Annotated in this window: 14 protein-coding genes; 6 read left to right on the plus strand and 8 right to left on the minus strand. The window is 44.8% G+C overall.

All coding sequences use genetic code 11. The features are described 5' to 3' along the window. Positions 1-101: 101 nt before the first annotated feature. A complete protein-coding gene (locus tag R7D93_RS13925) occupies positions 102-788 on the plus strand; it encodes a GntR family transcriptional regulator (RefSeq protein WP_080659233.1) in 687 nt (228 codons plus the stop codon). 54 nt (positions 789-842) lie between these two features. Here the strand turns inward: R7D93_RS13925 and R7D93_RS13930 are convergent, their stop codons facing one another. From R7D93_RS13930 to R7D93_RS13965, 8 genes are all read right to left on the minus strand, one after another. Continuing rightward, complete coding sequence (locus R7D93_RS13930) at positions 843-2,723, minus strand: GGDEF domain-containing protein (RefSeq protein ID WP_206953635.1); 1,881 nt, start codon at positions 2,721-2,723, stop codon at positions 843-845. Between the two features lie 110 nt (positions 2,724-2,833). Then, complete coding sequence (gene ilvN / locus R7D93_RS13935) at positions 2,834-3,328, minus strand: acetolactate synthase small subunit (protein WP_005379697.1); 495 nt, start codon at positions 3,326-3,328, stop codon at positions 2,834-2,836. 1 nt (position 3,329) lies between these two features. Next, positions 3,330-5,054, minus strand: a complete 1,725-nt coding sequence (locus R7D93_RS13940; protein ID WP_213970546.1) for an acetolactate synthase 3 large subunit — start codon at positions 5,052-5,054, stop codon at positions 3,330-3,332. Positions 5,055-5,503: 449 nt separating this feature from the next. After that, positions 5,504-7,312 (minus strand): AMP-dependent synthetase/ligase, encoded by a 1,809-nt coding sequence (locus tag R7D93_RS13945; protein WP_213903654.1) that lies wholly within the window; start codon positions 7,310-7,312, stop codon positions 5,504-5,506. Positions 7,313-7,606: 294 nt separating this feature from the next. Next, positions 7,607-8,566 (minus strand): LysR family transcriptional regulator CalR, encoded by a 960-nt coding sequence (gene calR, locus R7D93_RS13950; RefSeq protein ID WP_005379693.1) that lies wholly within the window; start codon positions 8,564-8,566, stop codon positions 7,607-7,609. Between the two features lie 553 nt (positions 8,567-9,119). Continuing rightward, positions 9,120-10,166: an MJ1255/VC2487 family glycosyltransferase gene (locus R7D93_RS13955; RefSeq protein WP_054576647.1), complete on the minus strand. Its 1,047-nt coding sequence runs from the start codon at positions 10,164-10,166 to the stop codon at positions 9,120-9,122. Between the two features lie 3 nt (positions 10,167-10,169). Further along, a complete protein-coding gene (locus R7D93_RS13960; RefSeq protein WP_005379690.1) occupies positions 10,170-10,718 on the minus strand; it encodes a phosphatase PAP2 family protein in 549 nt (182 codons plus the stop codon). 152 nt (positions 10,719-10,870) lie between these two features. Beyond that, entirely contained in the window at positions 10,871-11,668 is a 798-nt protein-coding gene (locus R7D93_RS13965) for an SH3 domain-containing protein (RefSeq protein WP_047101941.1), read from the minus strand. 517 nt (positions 11,669-12,185) lie between these two features. Between R7D93_RS13965 and leuA the strand changes: the two genes are divergently transcribed. From leuA to R7D93_RS13990, 5 genes are all read left to right on the plus strand, one after another. Continuing rightward, entirely contained in the window at positions 12,186-13,733 is a 1,548-nt protein-coding gene (gene leuA / locus R7D93_RS13970) for a 2-isopropylmalate synthase (protein ID WP_005379685.1), read from the plus strand. 82 nt (positions 13,734-13,815) lie between these two features. After that, positions 13,816-14,907 carry a 3-isopropylmalate dehydrogenase gene (leuB, locus tag R7D93_RS13975; RefSeq protein WP_225496772.1) on the plus strand — a complete coding sequence of 364 codons (1,092 nt, stop codon included), beginning with the start codon at positions 13,816-13,818 and terminating at the stop codon, positions 14,905-14,907. Between the two features lie 194 nt (positions 14,908-15,101). After that, a complete protein-coding gene (gene leuC, locus R7D93_RS13980; protein ID WP_005379681.1) occupies positions 15,102-16,502 on the plus strand; it encodes a 3-isopropylmalate dehydratase large subunit in 1,401 nt (466 codons plus the stop codon). 11 nt (positions 16,503-16,513) lie between these two features. After that, the gene (gene leuD, locus R7D93_RS13985; protein ID WP_005379679.1) at positions 16,514-17,116 is read left to right on the plus strand and encodes a 3-isopropylmalate dehydratase small subunit; all 603 of its coding nucleotides are present in this window, start codon (positions 16,514-16,516) and stop codon (positions 17,114-17,116) included. A gap of 335 nt (positions 17,117-17,451) precedes the next feature. Next, positions 17,452-18,234 carry a DUF547 domain-containing protein gene (locus R7D93_RS13990; protein ID WP_213968490.1) on the plus strand — a complete coding sequence of 261 codons (783 nt, stop codon included), beginning with the start codon at positions 17,452-17,454 and terminating at the stop codon, positions 18,232-18,234. Positions 18,235-18,272: the final 38 nt, after the last annotated feature.

Consider the following 18,272-nt stretch of genomic DNA (forward strand, 5'->3'; position numbering starts at 1 on the left):
TATATGGCTTTCTTGCTCTCATAATAGGCTAATTGTATTATTCACCTCTATCAGAATTTCGTACTGTTTAATTTTATCGTCACGATTAAAGTTTCTATGAGGTGTATGTGTCTAGTCCCACTCTTACCGACAAAGTATTAAGAATGATCCGTCAGGATATTCTCGATGGCGAGCTTAAACCAGGTCAAAAACTCGTGGTTGCCGAACTCAAAGAGAAGTACAACGTAGGAGCGTCACCCATTCGAGAAGCATTGGTGCAATTATCTTGGAGCAAATACGTCAAACTCGAGCCGCAAAAAGGCTGCTGGGTTGCACCTGTATGTAAAGATGAGTTACATGACTTGTACGAAAGCCTGCAAATGGTCTCCGCATGCTTACTCAGTAAGGCAATTATGATTGGCGATGAAAAATGGGAACTGGATGTACTAACTGCTTATCACAAGTTATCCCGAGTAAAACCTGGCGAAAGCTTTTGTTGGAGGGAATGGGAAGAGCGCCAAAATCAGTTTCTTACTGCGCTGTTTGAAGGTGCTGGCTCTGTCAATATGTTTGGGTTTTTCCGCGATCTACTCACGCAAATTAAACGCTACCAATACTTCGCGATGCAGATTTTAGGCACAGGGAACCCTGGGCACTGTAATCTCGATGAGCAAGAAATACTGATGAAGGCATCGCTAGACAAAAAGAGTCAGGATGCTTTAGGTTATCTAGAGCGTTATTTGAGACAGTCAATACAGTGTATCGAAGCCGCCATCGACAACCAATGTCGCATACTGGCTAGCGAATAACGCTGAGACTAAAAAGCGGGGGTCTATCCCCGTTTTTTCGTTTTTGTAAAAGCACTAAGCAATATCATCATAACTATGACATAGCGATACGCAGTTACGCCCTGCACTTTTTGACTCATACAAAGCAATATCAGCACATTTATACGTTCTTGTACGATCAGAGGTTAAATCACTATACCCAGCACTTACAGTAATGCCTCTATCACTACGCATTTGAACCGCGACACGTAGCCTGTTCAATACAATTTCAGCCTCTTCTAGTGTTGTATGCGGCATAATCACTGCAAATTCCTCACCACCGACACGAGATACAAAGTCTGTGCTGCGGACTTCTTCTAGGAGGGTTTCTGCGACACTACAAATCACCTTGTCTCCTTCGTCGTGGCCAAGCTCGTCATTAATACGTTTAAAGTGGTCAATATCAAACAACGCCAAACAAGCAGGAGGGCTATCAGGATAGCGTTCAATAATCCCCGCATATTGCGCCAATTGCTCTTCAAATTTTCGGCGGTTCCACAACCCCGTCAAGCCATCTTTTTCGCTTAGGTTTCGTAATTTTTCTTCTAACTCTTTTTGCCCAGAGATATCCACCAGCGACGTAATGTAATAACTCACTTTACCTGATTTGGTTAAATTCGCCTGAATACGCATTATTGCAGTAAAGACTTGATTAAACTTAGTTCGACAACGAATCTCCCCTTCCCATACGTGTTCACTCTTCAGTGTTTTCCAGATACTCAGGTTTGCTTCGAGATCTTCAGGTAGAAAAATTAAATGATGTGCACTCCAACCTTGGGCATGCTTGGTTGAGTAACCCATCATGTTTTCAAACTCTTGATTAACCATGATGATTCTATGTGAAGCATCCGAGATCATCACCGCAGTCATACCATCAAGAGCAGCTCGAGCCAACTTCGATTCCATACTATGACGCCGATAATGCAGAGCAAGGGCTGCCGTCGGCAAAGTGAAGCCGAGCACCAAACTTAGAACAAAAAACGCTTCTTGGATTAAGTCATCAATATCCCTCTGAGCTCGGGATAATAACTGCTCATTGGTAAGATCAATAACCAGATGAAGAGGTTCGCTAGAAACAAACTGGATGGTGCGATACGCGACCAAATTCGAACCATTGTAAGCATAGCCCGAATCTTTTGAATTTAAACTACGCCAAATGTTTGGGTACATCCGGCCAAAATTAAATTGAGAGCGAGCGGGAATTATATGGCCATACAAACGAGCTGATTTAGGGCTATCAATGTAAAATCCGTCACTCTTAATCAGCTCAATATGGAAATCAAGCACTGACGAATAGTTGAGTCGAGAGGATAAATAGTCAATATCAACATTAAGCACAAGATACCCTTCGCGCTTTCCGTTAAGCGAAATAGGCATCAAAATACGCAGTGACGGGCTATAGGGATAGACTAACTCGCCATACTCTCGTTCTAAACCTATCCCCCACGAAGCGATTTCGCCATCGTCTAAGTTCTTAGCGAATTGAAAGTAATCTCGCTCTGACTTATTTTGCAATTTGATCGCGGGCAACGCAGCGCCTGTTTCAATCTCATAATTAATCCTCACTTTTTCTCGACCAGAAACATCAAGAAAGCGAATTTGCTTATACAACTTTTGATTGATTGCGACCGAGATCCACATGTCTTCTAAGATGGAACGGTTCACCCGGTTAGGTTGGCGCAGATATTCATACAGACTTTGGCTGTGACCAAGTAGGTCACTGATCGTTTCGATTTGATCCTGAATATTGCTGTATTCACGGCCAGTATAGGCCAATTGATGTAACGCTTCTTGAGCGGTGTTCTCAACATTGTTTTCTAACAACGTCAGATATTTCTGATAGTAGTAAGCGGCAGTGAGTGCACTAAAAAATAGTGCTGTCGCCAATAAGGTGCCGACTCGCTTAGGTACTTTCACACGTCTAATGCCTATCATGCTTACTAAAACGACAATTATATCATTAATTGTTATTTTCTAAACAAAAAAGCCACTTAGATTAAGTGGCTTTTCTATATGCAATCAGAGAGTTAAGGTTTGAGGGCTCGCTCTCCTCGCGCAATGCCAACGACACCACTACGAGCAACTTCGACAACTTCGGTCACTTCGGATATCGCTTGAATGAAGGCATCTAGCTTTTCACTCGTACCCGCAAGTTGTACGGTGTATTGGGAAGCCGTGACATCCACGATCTGGCCACGAAAGATGTCTGCCGTCCGCTTCACTTCTGCTCGCGCAAAACCACTGGCTTTCACTTTCACCATCATCAGTTCACGCTCAATGTGCTCATACTCGGTGACTTCTTGTACTTTCAGCACATCGATCAATTTGTGTAACTGCTTCTGAATTTGTTCCAACTGCATCTCATCAGATGTCGTGGTAATGTTCATTCGCGACAAGGTTTCATCATCAGTCGGTGATACCGTCAAAGATTCAATGTTGTAACCACGTTGAGAGAACAAACCAACAACACGAGACAACGCACCCGGTTGGTTTTCCAATAGCAATGAAATAATGTGTCTCATATTAAGTTCTCTCCGTTTTGCTTAGCCACATTTTATCCATACCCTCACCTTTGATTTGCATCGGGTATACGTGTTCGGTTTCGTCTACGTTGATGTCCACAAACACCAGACGATCTTTCATATCCAACGCTTTTTGTAGCCCTTCTTCGAGCTGATCAGGCGTTTCGATACGAATACCGACGTGACCATAAGCTTCTGCAATCGCTGCAAAGTCAGGAACAGAACTCATGTAAGAATTAGAGTGACGGCCTTGATAAATAATGTCTTGCCACTGTTTTACCATGCCTAAGAATCGGTTGTTCAGGTTGATGATCTTCACTGGAATGTCGTATTGCATGGCTGTCGACAATTCTTGAATATTCATCTGAATACTGCCGTCACCAGTCACAACCACGACCTCTTCTTGTGGCATGGCAAACTTCACGCCCATGCCAGCCGGAAGACCAAATCCCATGGTGCCAAGACCACCAGAGTTTATCCAACGGCGCGGCTTATTGAATGGGTAGTACAGTGCCGCAAACATCTGATGCTGGCCCACATCAGACGCCACATACGCGTCGCCATTAGTTAGCTTGTGCAGCGTTTCAATTACTTGCTGTGGCTTGATTCGTTCTGGAGACGTTTCATAAGACAAGCAGTTGCGGTCACGCCATACTTGAATGTCATCCCACCATACGGTGATAGCATCTTTATCATTTCCACTACCTTGCTCTGCAAGCAGCCCGAGCATGGTTGTCAGCACTTTTTCCGCAGAACCTACGATCGGCAAATCCACTTTCACGTTTTTCGAGATCGATGACGGGTCGATATCAATATGCATCACTTTTGCGTTTGGGCAGTACTTTTCAAGGTTGTTGGTTGTACGGTCATCAAAACGCACACCGATACCAAAAATAAGATCGGCTTCATGCATTGCCATATTAGCTTCGTAAGTGCCGTGCATACCCAACATGCCCAGTGAGTTTTTATGTGTACCCGGGAATGCCCCCAAGCCCATCAAAGTACTCACAACGGGTAGGTTCAGTTTGTCGGAAAGCTCTAAAATATGTTCATGGGCGCCAGAAATCACCGCACCACCACCGATATAAAGCACTGGTTTTTTCGCCTCTAATAGCGATTTAAGCGCTTTTTTAATCTGGCCTTTATGGCCCGAAGTTGTCGGCTTGTAAGAGCGCATTGAAAGCGTTTCTGGATATTGATAAGGCAGTTTGATTTGCGGGTTCATTACATCTTTTGGCAAATCAATCACAACTGGACCAGGTCGACCTGTAGTCGCGATATAAAACGCTTTTTTGATTGTTTCAGGAATATCTTCCGCTTTTTTTACTAAAAAGCTGTGTTTGACCACTGGGCGGGAGACACCGACGATGTCACACTCTTGGAAAGCATCATTACCAATTAGGCTATTCGGTACGTTACCCGAGATAACGATCATTGGGATAGAGTCCATATACGCTGTTGCAATACCCGTAATGGTATTGGTCGCGCCCGGCCCCGAGCACACAAGTACGACACCCGGTTTACCGGTAGCTCGAGCGTAACCATCTGCCATATGAGTGGCGGCTTGCTCATGCCTTACAAGTACGTGTTTGATTTGATCGGTTTTGGCATGCAGTGCATCGTAGATATCCAAAACAGAGCCACCTGGGTAGCCAAAGATCTGCTCTACGTGCTCTTCTATCAGAGATTGAACCACCATCTCTGCGCCTGACAACATTGCTGTCATAATTGCTCTCCTTAGCCAGTTTCCTCACCGTAAGGTCAACGGATTGGTCTGGTTTTACATAGTCTAGGTCTTATTCGTAGCCTAATCGAAATACTTCCACGTTTTCGGCTATGTCTTGCGTTCGTCATAACATCCCGCAAGGTTACCCAACAAATGTAACGTTTTATTATCAAAGGGTCTAATGAGAGATTGATCTACTTTTTAAACAAGATACTAGTAATTAGAATGTTAGTAGGAATAGCAGCCACACATCTCCTATTTCACAGTACAACCTAAAAAGTTAACGCTCAAAAAAAGAACATTATTTCATAAGCTTTTAGCTATAGGGTGCGAAATAGCATTATTTGACGAGCAGAACAGAAAAAATCAATACAAACAAAAATCCCCAGCAATGCGCGATCACATCACTGGGGATTTTTTCATCAATATAAAATCTAAGTCAGCTTAAGTTACTTTTTATCCGACTTTTCCTTATACATTTCTTCAATTTCATCTTGGTATTTGTCATTGATGACTTTACGACGAAGTTTTTGAGTTGGCGTTAACTCACCATCATCCATAGAGAAAGCTCTTGGTAACAATTTAAACTTCTTCACTTGTTCAAACTTTGCCAACTCTTTTTGAAGATCGTTCACACGCTTCTCAAGCATTTCGACCACCTGGTGGTGCTTAATCAACTCAACGCGATCGTGATATTTAATATTCAGCTCTTTCGCGTACTCTTCTAGCGAGTCATAACAAGGCACGATAAGCGCAGAAACAAACTTACGAGTATCCGCAATGACTGCGATTTGCTCGATGAAGTGGTCTTTACCAATCGCACCTTCAATCATTTGTGGAGCGATGTATTTACCACCTGAAGTTTTCATCAACTCTTTGATACGATCGGTGATGAACAAGTTGCCATTTTCATCAATGTAACCAGCGTCGCCCGTTTTTAGGAAACCGTGCTCATCAAAGGTCTTTTCCGTCTCTTCTGGCATTTTGTAATAGCCACGCATCACCATTGGACCACGAACCAGAATCTCGTTGTTTTCGCCGATCTTAACCTGTGCGCCAGGCATCGACATACCAATAGAGTCGGGGTTAAAACATTTATCATCCCAACACGATACTGTCGCCGTGGTTTCAGTCATGCCGTAGCCCAACTTAACGTTGATACCAATCGCATGCAAGAATCGACCGATGGTTTCATCCAGCTTTGCACCACCACAAGGCATAAAGTTGATTTGCCCGCCAAGTAGCGCACGCAGTTTGCTCAGAACCAACTTATCCGCCAAAGCGTATGACTTACGCAGCAAGAGCGATGGCTGACGTTTTTCTTGATGACAAGCGGCCATTTTTGCGCCCATGTTGACTGCCCAAGTAAACATGATCTTACGGTGAATCGGCGCGCGAGACACTTTCTCATGAATCGCAGAGAAGATCTTCTCATAGAAACGCGGTACGGCACACATCACGGTAGGTCGCACCTGGCTCAGTGCATCACGTACTTGCATGGTGTCTTGCAAATAGCAGTTGGTCGCCCCTTTGTACAATACATAAAAGGTCCAAGCGCGCTCAAATACGTGTGACAACGGAAGGAAACATAATGACACGTCACTTTGAGAAAGGCTCAAGCGCTGATCGTGCCCTTCCAATTGCGCCGCAATGTTTGCGTAGTCCAACATAACGCCTTTTGGCTGGCCTGTTGTACCCGAGGTGTAGATCAGCGTGAGTAGATCATCTTCTTTTGCCTGATCTAAACGCGCGTCCAATTCAACTTGATATGTAGTGTCGCCTTTGGCAACAAATGCTTGCCAAGAGATAACGAAATCATGATCGCCAAGTTCTATATCATCAGACATCGCAACAATGAGCTCTAACTGTTCGCACTGGTCGAAAATGCTCACGGCTGCATCAAATTGAGGCTGTTCACCAACAAACAGAACTTTGACGTCTGCATTGTTAATGATGTACGCCGACTGAGCGGCAGTATTGGTTGGGTAAATAGGTACTGTCACGCTGCGTAATTGCAGTGCTGCGATATCAGCGATCGTCCATTGCGGCATGTTGTTCGAGAAAATGCCGATCTTATCTTGGACTCCTAATCCCTGAGCCAAAAGTGCAAGTGATAAAGCATCAACTTGCTGACCAAATTGCGTCCACGTAATACCTTGCCACTCCTCACCCACTTTATGCTTGAGTGCAACGCGTGTACCACCGTTCGCAATTTGTTCACGAATACGTTTAACGATATGAAAATCTAACTTGGCCATTCTTTTACTTACCTTTTGGCTTACAGGCGTAAGCTAATTGAGCGAACAAGTGTACTCACGGCTTGCTAAAACGCAACTGACCAGTATCAAACTTATCACTAATAAGAGACAACTATCACTTATACGTCGCGTAACGTAACTCAAATTGCTGAATGATTACTCTATTTAACTTACTGTTTCGATTGTTGATTACGAAAACAAAAAGCCCCGAGAGACAAAAATCGCTCGGGGACCAATGAATTGTAAAAATTGATGATTACCAATATGGTCTAATCGAGAAGACCAAACGTCATCTTATTTTGCGGCAACGACTTCACCACAAGTGATCATCAGTTGATCGCGCAGCCAAATGTGGCCTTTATCTTTTTCGCTTGATTCATGCCAGCTTAAGAAGCCGCTGATTTCTTTGTTCGCAAATGGGAAATCAAGAATTTGCAGTTGATCGCTGTTTACCGCATTTTCCGCCATCCAACGTGGTGCAATAGTCACAAGCTCAGATTGACCCACCACGTATAGTAGGTTGCTTAAACTAGAACCTTCATACGCCGCTTGGCAATCCAGTTCACGGTACGCTTGCTCTGAGAAACTACGTTGGCCATGCACTTTCGATAACTTCGCATGCTTTTCGTTAAGCAGTTGCTCAGCCGTCACACCACCTTGAATGCGTGGGTGTGTTTTTGATGCGATAACCACTAATTCATCTTTGAAGATTTCAGTACTTGAGAAACCTTGCTCATCAAAACGAGCGTAGTCGATCACGAAATCAATTTCTTGGTAGCGCATACGCTCAGACAACAAACGGTCAAATTCTGCATCTAGGTGAAGCTGAACGTTTGGTGCTTGTTGATTCACTTTTGCCATGATCTTCGGAGCAAAACGCATGTCGCAAGGGCTGCAAATCGCAAGCTTGAATAAGCGAGTCGAAGATTCTGGCTGGAATACGGAGCTAGGAAGTTCATTGCGAATCAGCTGCAGTGCTTGGCGAATAGGACCAAACAGTTGACGTGCTCGTTGCGTAGGCTGAATACCACGGCCTTGGCGCATGAATAGCTCGTCGTTAAACATCACTTTTAAGCGTGCCACGGCGTTACTTACCGCCGGTTGAGACATGCCTAGGTTATGTGCTGCACGAGTAATATTTTGCTCTTGCATTACAGCATCAAATACAGTCAGTAGGTTTAAATCTACACCACGCAAAGTGCTTTCCATACGGTAGCTAGCAATTGCGCTCATCGCGTCTTTCTTCTCTAACATTGAGTGCGCCTCTTTTGTAATCGTCAACTTTGTTCATTAAATTCATAACGAATAGAATCCCATCTCGCACAAAAGACGGCGGCTGGATTCGAATCATTTTACGAATAGATAACCTAACTTTTTATTATATTTATCGTCCGGATACTTCCGGCTCGAACTGTACTATCAACTAATCGATTGCGGTTTCGCAACTAGATTGATATTTAATCAGTAAATTTTAGCCAATTAGGTATTTATTTATTAAATAACAAAGACTTGATAAAAACATAAAAAACTATAAAACACGTAAAAATGCATTCTTTGAGGACGTATTTAGCAAATTGATAGGACAGGCGGTCAACACAAGCATGCATTTAGCTCAGTTATTAGTTGGAATAAGAACAACAGATGACAGCTATATCTCTGATTGAATTTTGCACTTATCAGTCAAATTATCAGCAAATACACACTGAATAGAAATGAGAGAGGAAGAATAAAAATGCAGCCTTCTAAACAGAAAGGCTGCAACAAAATCGTGTCAAAAATGGAAGGAACAGTGTACTGAACAACGTACTTAAATGTTCGACACGTAACTTGGAAAATCAACCTGCTCCCACAGTTGTCTGGATAACTCTGCTTTTGAATCCCATGCACCTTGCAGTACCCAATGAACAATAGCCTGAGCAACATCTGGGTATTTCACACTTTCGGCTTGTTGCTCCTTTAGCCACTGGCGTACTGCGGAAATGTCTAAGCTCTCCATCGACATCGCAAGCCCTAAATCTTCTAAGGTCGCAACATTGCTCTGCTGCTCGAATTGACCCGCGAGTGGCTTTAGTAACAATTTTTTCCCCAAAGACAAGGCTTCTGAAGGAAGCTCAAACCCACCATTAGCAATGACACCACTACAGCGATGCAAATGATGCTGGAAGTTGCTGTGGCATAAAGGGCGCAGTTCTATGTTTTCTACCTGCTCACATTCGATCACATCCGGGTGATAACAGATAAACGCTTGTTGATTAAAGTGGAACAATAAGTCCGAGATATCTTCTATCGATTCGAACGGCAGATACACCAACACGAAGTCGTCGTTTTCTGCTTGGCTATCGACGGTATGCACTATTGGTGGTAACAAAGGTTGATCAAAATGATGCCAATGCAAACCAAGGTGATGTTGAGAAGGCGCAAAGTATTCAATGACGGATTTATCTAACCAACTTGCTCCCTTTAGTGGCACCGGATAACGGAAAGCATTTTGGTGGCTAATACCAATAGAAGGCTTATTTTGTTGTCTCGCTGCCCACGCAGTCACAGGTTCGAAATCATTAATGATAAGATCGTAGGACGACAGATCGAGTTGCTTAACTTCTTTGAAAAACTGCACCAAATTGTTATTCAATGCTGTTTTCGCGTAGTTTACAGAGCCTTTTTCGGTAATAAAGGTGAAGCCTCGGCGAGTCTGGTAATCGCCAAATGCTTCCATTGAAAAGTATTTTTCCGGCGCTCGCCCAGAAAACAAAAAGTTGACCTCAACATTGTGCTCTTTAAACGCATGACTCATCGCCCTTGCGCGTGCAATATGTCCGTTTCCTGTCCCTTGAACACCGTACAAGATTTTCATCAATTAGCCTCCTAACATCGCAATCGCTAATCCACCACAAAGACTGCCAAGCAGTGCACCAATGATGACATCGGTAAAAAAGTGCACACCCAATAAGATTCGCGCGGTTCCGATTAAACTTGCCCAAAAGAATGCAGCAACGCCTAGGCTCGGATAGAAATGGTCAATCAGCGTCGCCATGACAAACGCAGCGGCAGTGTGTCCTGAAGGAAGACTGTAGCGATCGGAGGGAGTAATAAAAGCAGGAAGGAGTGCACTAAGCTCTTCAGGGCGACGACGCTTAAAACTATTTTTCAGCGTCCAATAAATTGGTAGCTCGATAGCAAAAGCAAGTAAACCCGCCAGTAAAAACCAGACTCCTTGCTCCTTATCTAAATACCAAGCTAATAAACCCAACACCAAGTAAAGATGCCCGTCACCACTGTGGGAGACTCCTTTGCTGATATTGGCGACTTGTTGATTAAAACGGTGCTTAAGACAAACACTAGAGAGCGCTAAATCAAACTTAGCAATGGTTGCAATTGGCTGTGTAATTGTCTCTATGGTTCGCATGTGACCTTTCCTTACTTTGACAACGCCTTTGTGTGAAAAGTAGGAGGTTTAGGTGACAACAGCATGACGGGAATTTGGACAATTAATGACAAAGGCCAAATTAAGGTGTGCCCAACAATTTATCTATTGGGCATAACCATAAAAATAGAACATTAAGAAGGGTTTGCTGGTTGCGGTTGAGGGGTGTCTATATACCAGACTTTTCTCTTCTTGCGGCAGGCGCGCAAAGAGCCCGTCGTCATGTCGCCATCTTTTGTAAGCTCATAGCTCAGTGAGCGGCAAGTATAGTTTCCCGACAGTTCATGCTCTATACTCGTTTGCTCCGTTTTACTCGATTTAGGCTCTAGTAGAGGGTTAGGCTGAGTAGATAAAATGTCACGATTTATCACATTGCTGCGCGCATAATCCTTATGGACATAACCTTTTATCACTCCTTTCTGTTCAACGAGAAACCAAGGTTGATCAACCACTTTTGCTAGCACATTAAAGACTTCCCCTTTCGATAATACGCCAAGCTTTGCCCCTTCAAGACTCGGTTTAGAGCGTAGGTTTAATGTGGTCTTAGAGCGGTAAGAAACATCCATAAACTCTACTGGGTTTGAAGTATCGACACCTTCAGTGGTTGGTCGGAAAACTTCCGCTTGCTGTTTCTCACTAGGTTGAACGCGGATCTTCCACCAAGAATACGTTTCCGGATCTTTACCTTTAAACTTATTTCGGCTGTCAGACTCAAGGGCAACAAGCATCTGATTCAAGAACGATTCGCGTCCCTCATAACTCAAAAATCGATCCATTTGATCATTGATAACCATGACGCTCTGCGAGTGATCATTCATAACAACGGGGGAAGCCACTTCCACATAGGTCTGCGATTGAAACAGCTGACAACCCGACAAGCTGACCAGAGTAAATACTATGGCTGAACGTCCAAATTGTTTTGTTAACCTCATTCTTTCCCTAACCCTTATTTCTTTTACCTAGTGCAACTGCACTACTATAAATGGTCATTCAAAACTTTTGCCAAACAATTCGGACCTTTGTGTGACAAGTCGCAATCCCGATGCTTGTTTTGGTAATGAAACGTCGCAAACTTGATGAGAACTTACTTCTTCTAGCACGTTTCTATCGCATCATGTCGTTTCACTTAGTGCATCATTTTTTTCAAGCAAACGAAAAGACTCATCCGATATGAATAAAAAATCGACTTTAGGGTTGACGCGCTTCATGGAGTGCGGTACTAATTTGTTAACTTAATTATGTGGAAAGCTTAACAACTATGTCAGCTCATTTTTCTATCCTGCTTAGCCTCCTCCTGATCGTGACCAGTTCGCGCGGGTAGGCTGTGGAAGAAAAATAACCACACCAATTTCTAAGAACCCGCATGAGAATGCGGGTTTTTTTATATCTAAATACTGGAAGTAAACGATTCACTTGCGCGAAAGTGCAGAAATCAGGAAGGAAGCAAACATGAACGATCAGGTCATTATATTCGACACCACATTGCGTGATGGCGAGCAAGCGTTGTCAGCAAGCTTGACGGTTAAAGAAAAACTGCAGATTGCCTATGCGCTGGAAAGACTCGGCGTTGATGTTATCGAAGCTGGCTTCCCAATCTCTTCACCAGGTGATTTCGAGTCTGTACAAACCATCGCAAAAAACATAAAAAACAGTCGAGTTTGTGCCCTTTCGCGTGCCGTTGCGAAAGACATTGATGCTGCCGCTGAAGCCTTAAAAGTGGCTGACCAATTCCGTATTCACACGTTTTTAGCCACTTCCACCATTCACGTAGAAGACAAACTACGCCGCAGCTACGACGATGTACTAGAAATGGCAGTCAACGCCGTTAAACATGCACGTAACTACACTGATGATGTCGAGTTTTCTTGTGAAGATGCTGGTCGTACTCCAATCGACAACCTATGTCGCATGGTAGAAGCCGCCATCAATGCAGGTGCGAGTACAATCAACATTCCAGATACCGTTGGCTACACCGTACCAAGTGAGTTTGGTGGGATTATTGAAACCCTATTTAACCGCGTTCCGAACATTGATAAAGCGATCATCTCCGTTCACTGTCACGACGATTTGGGGATGTCAGTTGCCAACTCTATTGCCGCCGTTCAAGCTGGCGCACGTCAGATAGAAGGCACGATCAATGGCATTGGAGAGCGAGCGGGTAACTGTTCACTTGAAGAGATCGCAATGATCATCAAGACTCGTCAAGAGTTTTTGGGCGTTCACACTGGCATTAAGCATGATGAAATTCACCGCACCAGTAAGTTGGTTAGCCAGCTATGCAATATGCCTATTCAAAGCAACAAAGCAATTGTGGGTGCAAATGCGTTTAGCCACTCTTCAGGCATCCACCAAGATGGCATGTTGAAGAATAAGAATACCTACGAAATCATGACCCCTGAGTCTATTGGCCTAAAAAACCAAGCTCTGAACCTAACCAGCCGCAGCGGTCGCGCTGCCGTGAAGAGCCATATGGATACCATGGGTTACAACGAAGACGAGTACAACCTAGACGCGCTGTATGCGGATTTCTTGAAACTTGCTGATCGCAAAGGCCAAGTGTTCGATTACGACCTAGAAGCCCTAATGCACTTCTCGAACTTGCGTGAAGAAGATGACTTCTACAAATTGAGCTACCTAAGCGTGCAGTCTGGCAGCGTAATGGCTACCACCAGCATCAAAATGCAATGCGGTGATGAAGAAATGTGTGAAGCAGCGGTCGGTAATGGCCCAGTTGATGCGCTATACCAATGTATCTACCGCGTGACAGGCTACGACATCGTTCTGGATAAATTCGACCTAACCGCGAAAGGTGAAGGTGAAGATGGTTTGGGTCAAGCAGACATCATTGCCAACTACAAAGGTCGCAAATACCACGGTACGGGTGTTTCCACCGACATCGTTGAGGCTTCCGGCCAAGCATTATTGCACGTTATTAACAGCATTCATCGTGCAGATAAAATCGAAGAAATGAAGCAGAAAAAGATTGCGACTGTGTAATAACAACCGGGCTACACGGCTCAGGAAAGAACACGCTCGTTGAAATAATTAAGCTCAAAATTAGAAAACTTAAAGGATTAATATGACAGACAAATCGTACAAAATTGCCGTCCTACCCGGTGACGGCATTGGCCCGGAAGTAATGGCGCAGGCACATAAAGTATTGGATGCAATCGAAAAGAAACATGGTATTGCGTTTGAGCGTGACGAGCATGATGTCGGTGGTATCGCGATCGACAATCACGGTTGCCCACTTCCAGAGAGCACAATAAAAGCATGTGAAGAGTCTGATGCAGTCCTATTCGGCTCGGTTGGCGGCCCTAAGTGGGAGCACTTACCACCAAATGACCAACCTGAACGCGGTGCCCTACTGCCGCTACGTAAACACTTCCAACTATTTTGTAACCTACGCCCAGCGCAAATTCACTCAGGTCTTGAAGCTTTCTCACCGCTACGTGCAGACATCTCGGGTCGCGGCTTTGACATCGTGGTAGTCCGTGAACTGACGGGCGGCATCTACTTCGGCCAACCGAAAGGCCGTGAAGGTGAAGGCGCAACAGAAAAAGCATTTGATACTGAGGTGTACCACAGCTTTGAGATCGAACGTATTGCAAAAATCGCTTTTGAGTCTGCTCGTCTACGTCGCAAGAAAGTGTGCTCTATCGACAAAGCGAACGTTCTACAAAGCTCTATCTTATGGCGTGAAGTAGTCGAAGAAATCGCAAAAGACTACCCAGATGTCGAGTTGTCACACATGTACATTGATAACGCGACTATGCAGCTTATCAAAGACCCTGCTCAGTTCGACGTAATGCTGTGTTCAAACATCTTCGGCGACATCATTTCTGATGAATGTGCGATGATCACAGGCTCTATGGGTATGTTGCCATCAGCAAGTCTAAACGAAAGCAAATTCGGTCTGTACGAGCCAGCAGGTGGCAGTGCACCAGATATCGCAGGTAAGAACATCGCTAACCCTGTGGCACAAATCCTGTCTGCGGCACTGATGCTACGTTATAGCCTAGGTGAGGAAACGGCGGCACAAGACATCGAAACGGCAGTTTCAAAAGCGCTATCAGCGGGGGAACTAACGGGTGACCTTGCTGGTGACAACCCAGCACTTTCGACGTCTGAGATGGGCGATAAGATCGCTGAGTACGTCTTAAACTCTTAATACAAAACAGATTCATAATAAATACTAAATCCTCGGTCAACCAATGGCTTTCCTCTAAGTCATTGGTGCAATAGCAAGGCAGCAAGCCCATTTATATTAAGGCGTTTAGTTCGCTAAATAAGCTAAATAACTGGATAAACGGGTGTCGCTAACGCAGTTATTGCGGCAACGGCGATGAGGAAAGGAAGCAAACAATGGGCAAAACATTATACGAAAAAGTCTACGACGCACACGTTGCCGTCGCAGCAGAAGGGGAAAACCCAATCTTGTACATCGACCGTCACTTGGTACACGAAGTGACGTCTCCGCAAGCATTTGACGGCTTGCGTGAAAAAGGTCGTAAAGTGCGTCAGGTCAGCAAAACTTTTGCCACCATGGACCACAACGTTTCGACAACCACCAAAGACATCAACGCATCGGGTGAGATGGCTCGTATCCAGATGGAAACGCTATCGAAAAACTGTGAAGAGTTTGGCGTTACGCTTTACGACATCAACCATAAATACCAAGGTATTGTGCATGTTATGGGCCCAGAGCTTGGTATTACCCTACCGGGCATGACCATTGTTTGTGGTGACTCGCACACGGCTACACACGGTGCATTCGGCTCTCTCGCTTTTGGTATTGGTACATCAGAAGTTGAGCACGTATTAGCAACTCAAACGCTAAAACAAGCGCGCGCCAAAACGATGAAGATCGAAGTAAAAGGCAAAGTGGCTCCGGGTATCACGGCGAAAGATATCGTGCTAGCAATCATCGGTGAAACTACAGCAGCTGGCGGTACAGGCTACGTGGTTGAATTCTGTGGTGAAGCGATCACTGACCTTTCAATGGAAGGCCGCATGACCGTATGTAACATGGCGATAGAGCTAGGTGCGAAAGCCGGTTTGATTGCGCCAGATGAAACCACGTTCGAATACATCAAAGGCCGTAAATTCTCACCTCAAGGTGCCGACTTTGATGCAGCAGTAGAATACTGGAAGACATTAAAAACTGACGATGATGCTCAGTTTGATGCAGTCGTGACGCTAAACGCAGCAGACATTAAACCACAAGTCACTTGGGGTACTAACCCAGGCCAAGTGATCGCGGTAGATCAACCTATCCCAGCACCAGAAAGCTTTGCCGACCCAGTAGAAAAGGCATCGGCAGAAAAAGCATTGGCTTACATGGGCCTAGAGGCAGGCAAGTCATTGTCTGATTACAACGTCGATAAAGTCTTCGTTGGTTCTTGTACTAACTCACGTATCGAAGACATGCGCGCAGCCGCTGAAGTAGCGAAAGGTCGCAAAGTCGCGCCTCACGTTCAAGCGCTGATCGTTCCTGGCTCTGAGCAAGTAAAAGCGCAAGCAGAAGCGGAAGGCTTGGACGTTATCTTTAAAGAAGCGGGCTTTGAGTGGCGCCTACCAGGTTGCTCGATGTGTCTAGCAATGAACAATGACCGTTTGGGCCCACATGAACGTTGTGCGTCTACTTCAAACCGTAACTTTGAAGGCCGCCAAGGTCGTGATGGCCGTACCCACCTAGTGAGCCCTGCGATGGCAGCGGCAGCAGCAATTGCTGGTCACTTTGTAGATATTCGTGAACTAGACTAAGGAGCAAACCAATGTCAGGCTTTAAACAACACACAGGCTTAGTTGTTCCTCTAGATGCAGCGAACGTTGATACTGATGCCATCATTCCAAAGCAGTTCCTACAAAAGGTCTCCCGCCTAGGGTTTGGTAAGCACCTATTCCATGACTGGCGCTTCCTAGACGATGCTGGCGAACAGCCAAATCCAGAGTTCGTGATGAACGCACCTCGCTACCAAGGCGCGTCTATCTTGCTGGCTCGTGAAAACTTCGGCTGTGGCTCATCTCGTGAGCACGCACCGTGGGCACTAGCGGATTACGGCATCAAAGCGATGATCGCTCCAAGCTTTGCCGATATTTTTTACGGCAACTCGATCAACAACCAAATGGTACCAGTTCGCTTGACTGAGCAAGAAGTGGATGAAATCTTCCAGTTTGTTGAGGCGAATGAAGGTGCAGAAGTCGAGGTCGACCTAGAAGCGAATGTGGTTCGCGCCAACGGCAAAGAGTACAGCTTTGAAATCGATTCGTTCCGTCGTCATTGCTTGCTAAACGGTTTGGACAACATTGGCCTAACCCTTCAGCATGAAGATAAGATTGCCGAGTACGAGGCAAATATCCCGAGCTTCTTGCGTTAAGACGCGTTAGTACATACACAAATCAAGGGCTGGCAATTGTCGGCCCTTTTAATTATTTAGACAACTGATTTTATATCGCTTTGCTTACGGAATACCGAACGCCTCTGTTGAAATTCGTCATCCTGAACAGCGACGAAGGAGTGTGATTCAGGATCGACTGCCAGAGCGCACTGTGCAGATTAATACTGCCTTTACTCAAGAGTTTGTGGGTATTAGATTCCTGATATCGCTTATGCTCCTCGGAATGACGGCGAATAAAGGCCACTGATTACTGAAAGAAAACAAGCACTAAACTGGTCTACACTATCAACAATATCTCATTCAAAGGTATCTCTATGAAGCGTCTGTTATTGCTGTTGTGTGCTCTGGTTTCTTTCTCGACATTTTCCGCGCCTAAATCCGACTTATGGCCATATTGGAAACAATCGAATCAAGCCAACCAAACCCAAATTTCTCATCAAGAATGGCAACAACTGCTCGATACTTATTTAGTTGAACAAGGCGAGAATACCTTGTTTCGTTATAGCCAAGTCTCCTCTGTCGATAAAACCAAGCTGAAACAATACATCCAGCGTTTGGCAAAACTAGACCCTCTACAATACAGCCAAGCAGAGCAATATGCCTATTGGGTAAACCTTTACAACGCCATCACGGTAGATCTTATTTTGGATAACTATCCAGTCGAATCAATCACCAAGCTAGGTGGTTTATTTAGCTTTGGTCCTTGGGGAGACGATGTGGTCGTGGTCAATGGGAAGGATCTAACTTTAAACGATATTGAACATCGAATTTTGCGTCCAATTTGGAATGACCCAAGGACGCATTACGCCGTAAATTGTGCAAGTTTGGGATGCCCTAACCTACAAGCTCAAGCATTCACTGCTGACAACACGCAAGCTCTACTGGATAGTGCCGCCAAAACATTTATCAACAGCAGCAAAGGCGTATCTATCCAAGGAAACACGGCGCAGCTGTCTTCTATTTATGATTGGTTTGCAGCGGACTTTGGTGGAGAGAAACAAGTCTTCAACCACATCGCAAAGTATGCTCCGCAATACAAAAACTTCTCTGGCAAAGTGAAATACGAATACGATTGGGACTTGAATCAAGCCAACTAAACTGGGGGGATGTGAGGTCAATTAGCATTAGGGACATA

The sequence above is a fragment of the Vibrio sp. YT-15 genome (genome assembly GCF_033337445.1).
Taxonomy (GTDB): domain Bacteria; phylum Pseudomonadota; class Gammaproteobacteria; order Enterobacterales; family Vibrionaceae; genus Vibrio; species Vibrio alginolyticus.

Bases quoted from the DNA above. Each gene is read 5' to 3' on its own strand.
- leuC (WP_005379681.1), top strand. From the start codon at position 15,102: ATGGGCAAAACATTATACGAAAAAGTCTACGACGCACACGTTGCCGTC.
- R7D93_RS13955 (WP_054576647.1), bottom strand. From the start codon at position 10,166: ATGAAAATCTTGTACGGTGTTCAAGGGACAGGAAACGGACATATTGCA.
- leuA (WP_005379685.1), top strand. From the start codon at position 12,186: ATGAACGATCAGGTCATTATATTCGACACCACATTGCGTGATGGCGAG.
- ilvN (WP_005379697.1), bottom strand. From the start codon at position 3,328: ATGAGACACATTATTTCATTGCTATTGGAAAACCAACCGGGTGCGTTG.
- R7D93_RS13945 (WP_213903654.1), bottom strand. From the start codon at position 7,312: ATGGCCAAGTTAGATTTTCATATCGTTAAACGTATTCGTGAACAAATT.
- leuD (WP_005379679.1), top strand. From the start codon at position 16,514: ATGTCAGGCTTTAAACAACACACAGGCTTAGTTGTTCCTCTAGATGCA.
- R7D93_RS13960 (WP_005379690.1), bottom strand. From the start codon at position 10,718: ATGCGAACCATAGAGACAATTACACAGCCAATTGCAACCATTGCTAAG.
- leuB (WP_225496772.1), top strand. From the start codon at position 13,816: ATGACAGACAAATCGTACAAAATTGCCGTCCTACCCGGTGACGGCATT.
- calR (WP_005379693.1), bottom strand. From the start codon at position 8,566: ATGTTAGAGAAGAAAGACGCGATGAGCGCAATTGCTAGCTACCGTATG.
- R7D93_RS13965 (WP_047101941.1), bottom strand. From the start codon at position 11,668: ATGAGGTTAACAAAACAATTTGGACGTTCAGCCATAGTATTTACTCTG.
- R7D93_RS13990 (WP_213968490.1), top strand. From the start codon at position 17,452: ATGAAGCGTCTGTTATTGCTGTTGTGTGCTCTGGTTTCTTTCTCGACA.
- R7D93_RS13940 (WP_213970546.1), bottom strand. From the start codon at position 5,054: ATGACAGCAATGTTGTCAGGCGCAGAGATGGTGGTTCAATCTCTGATA.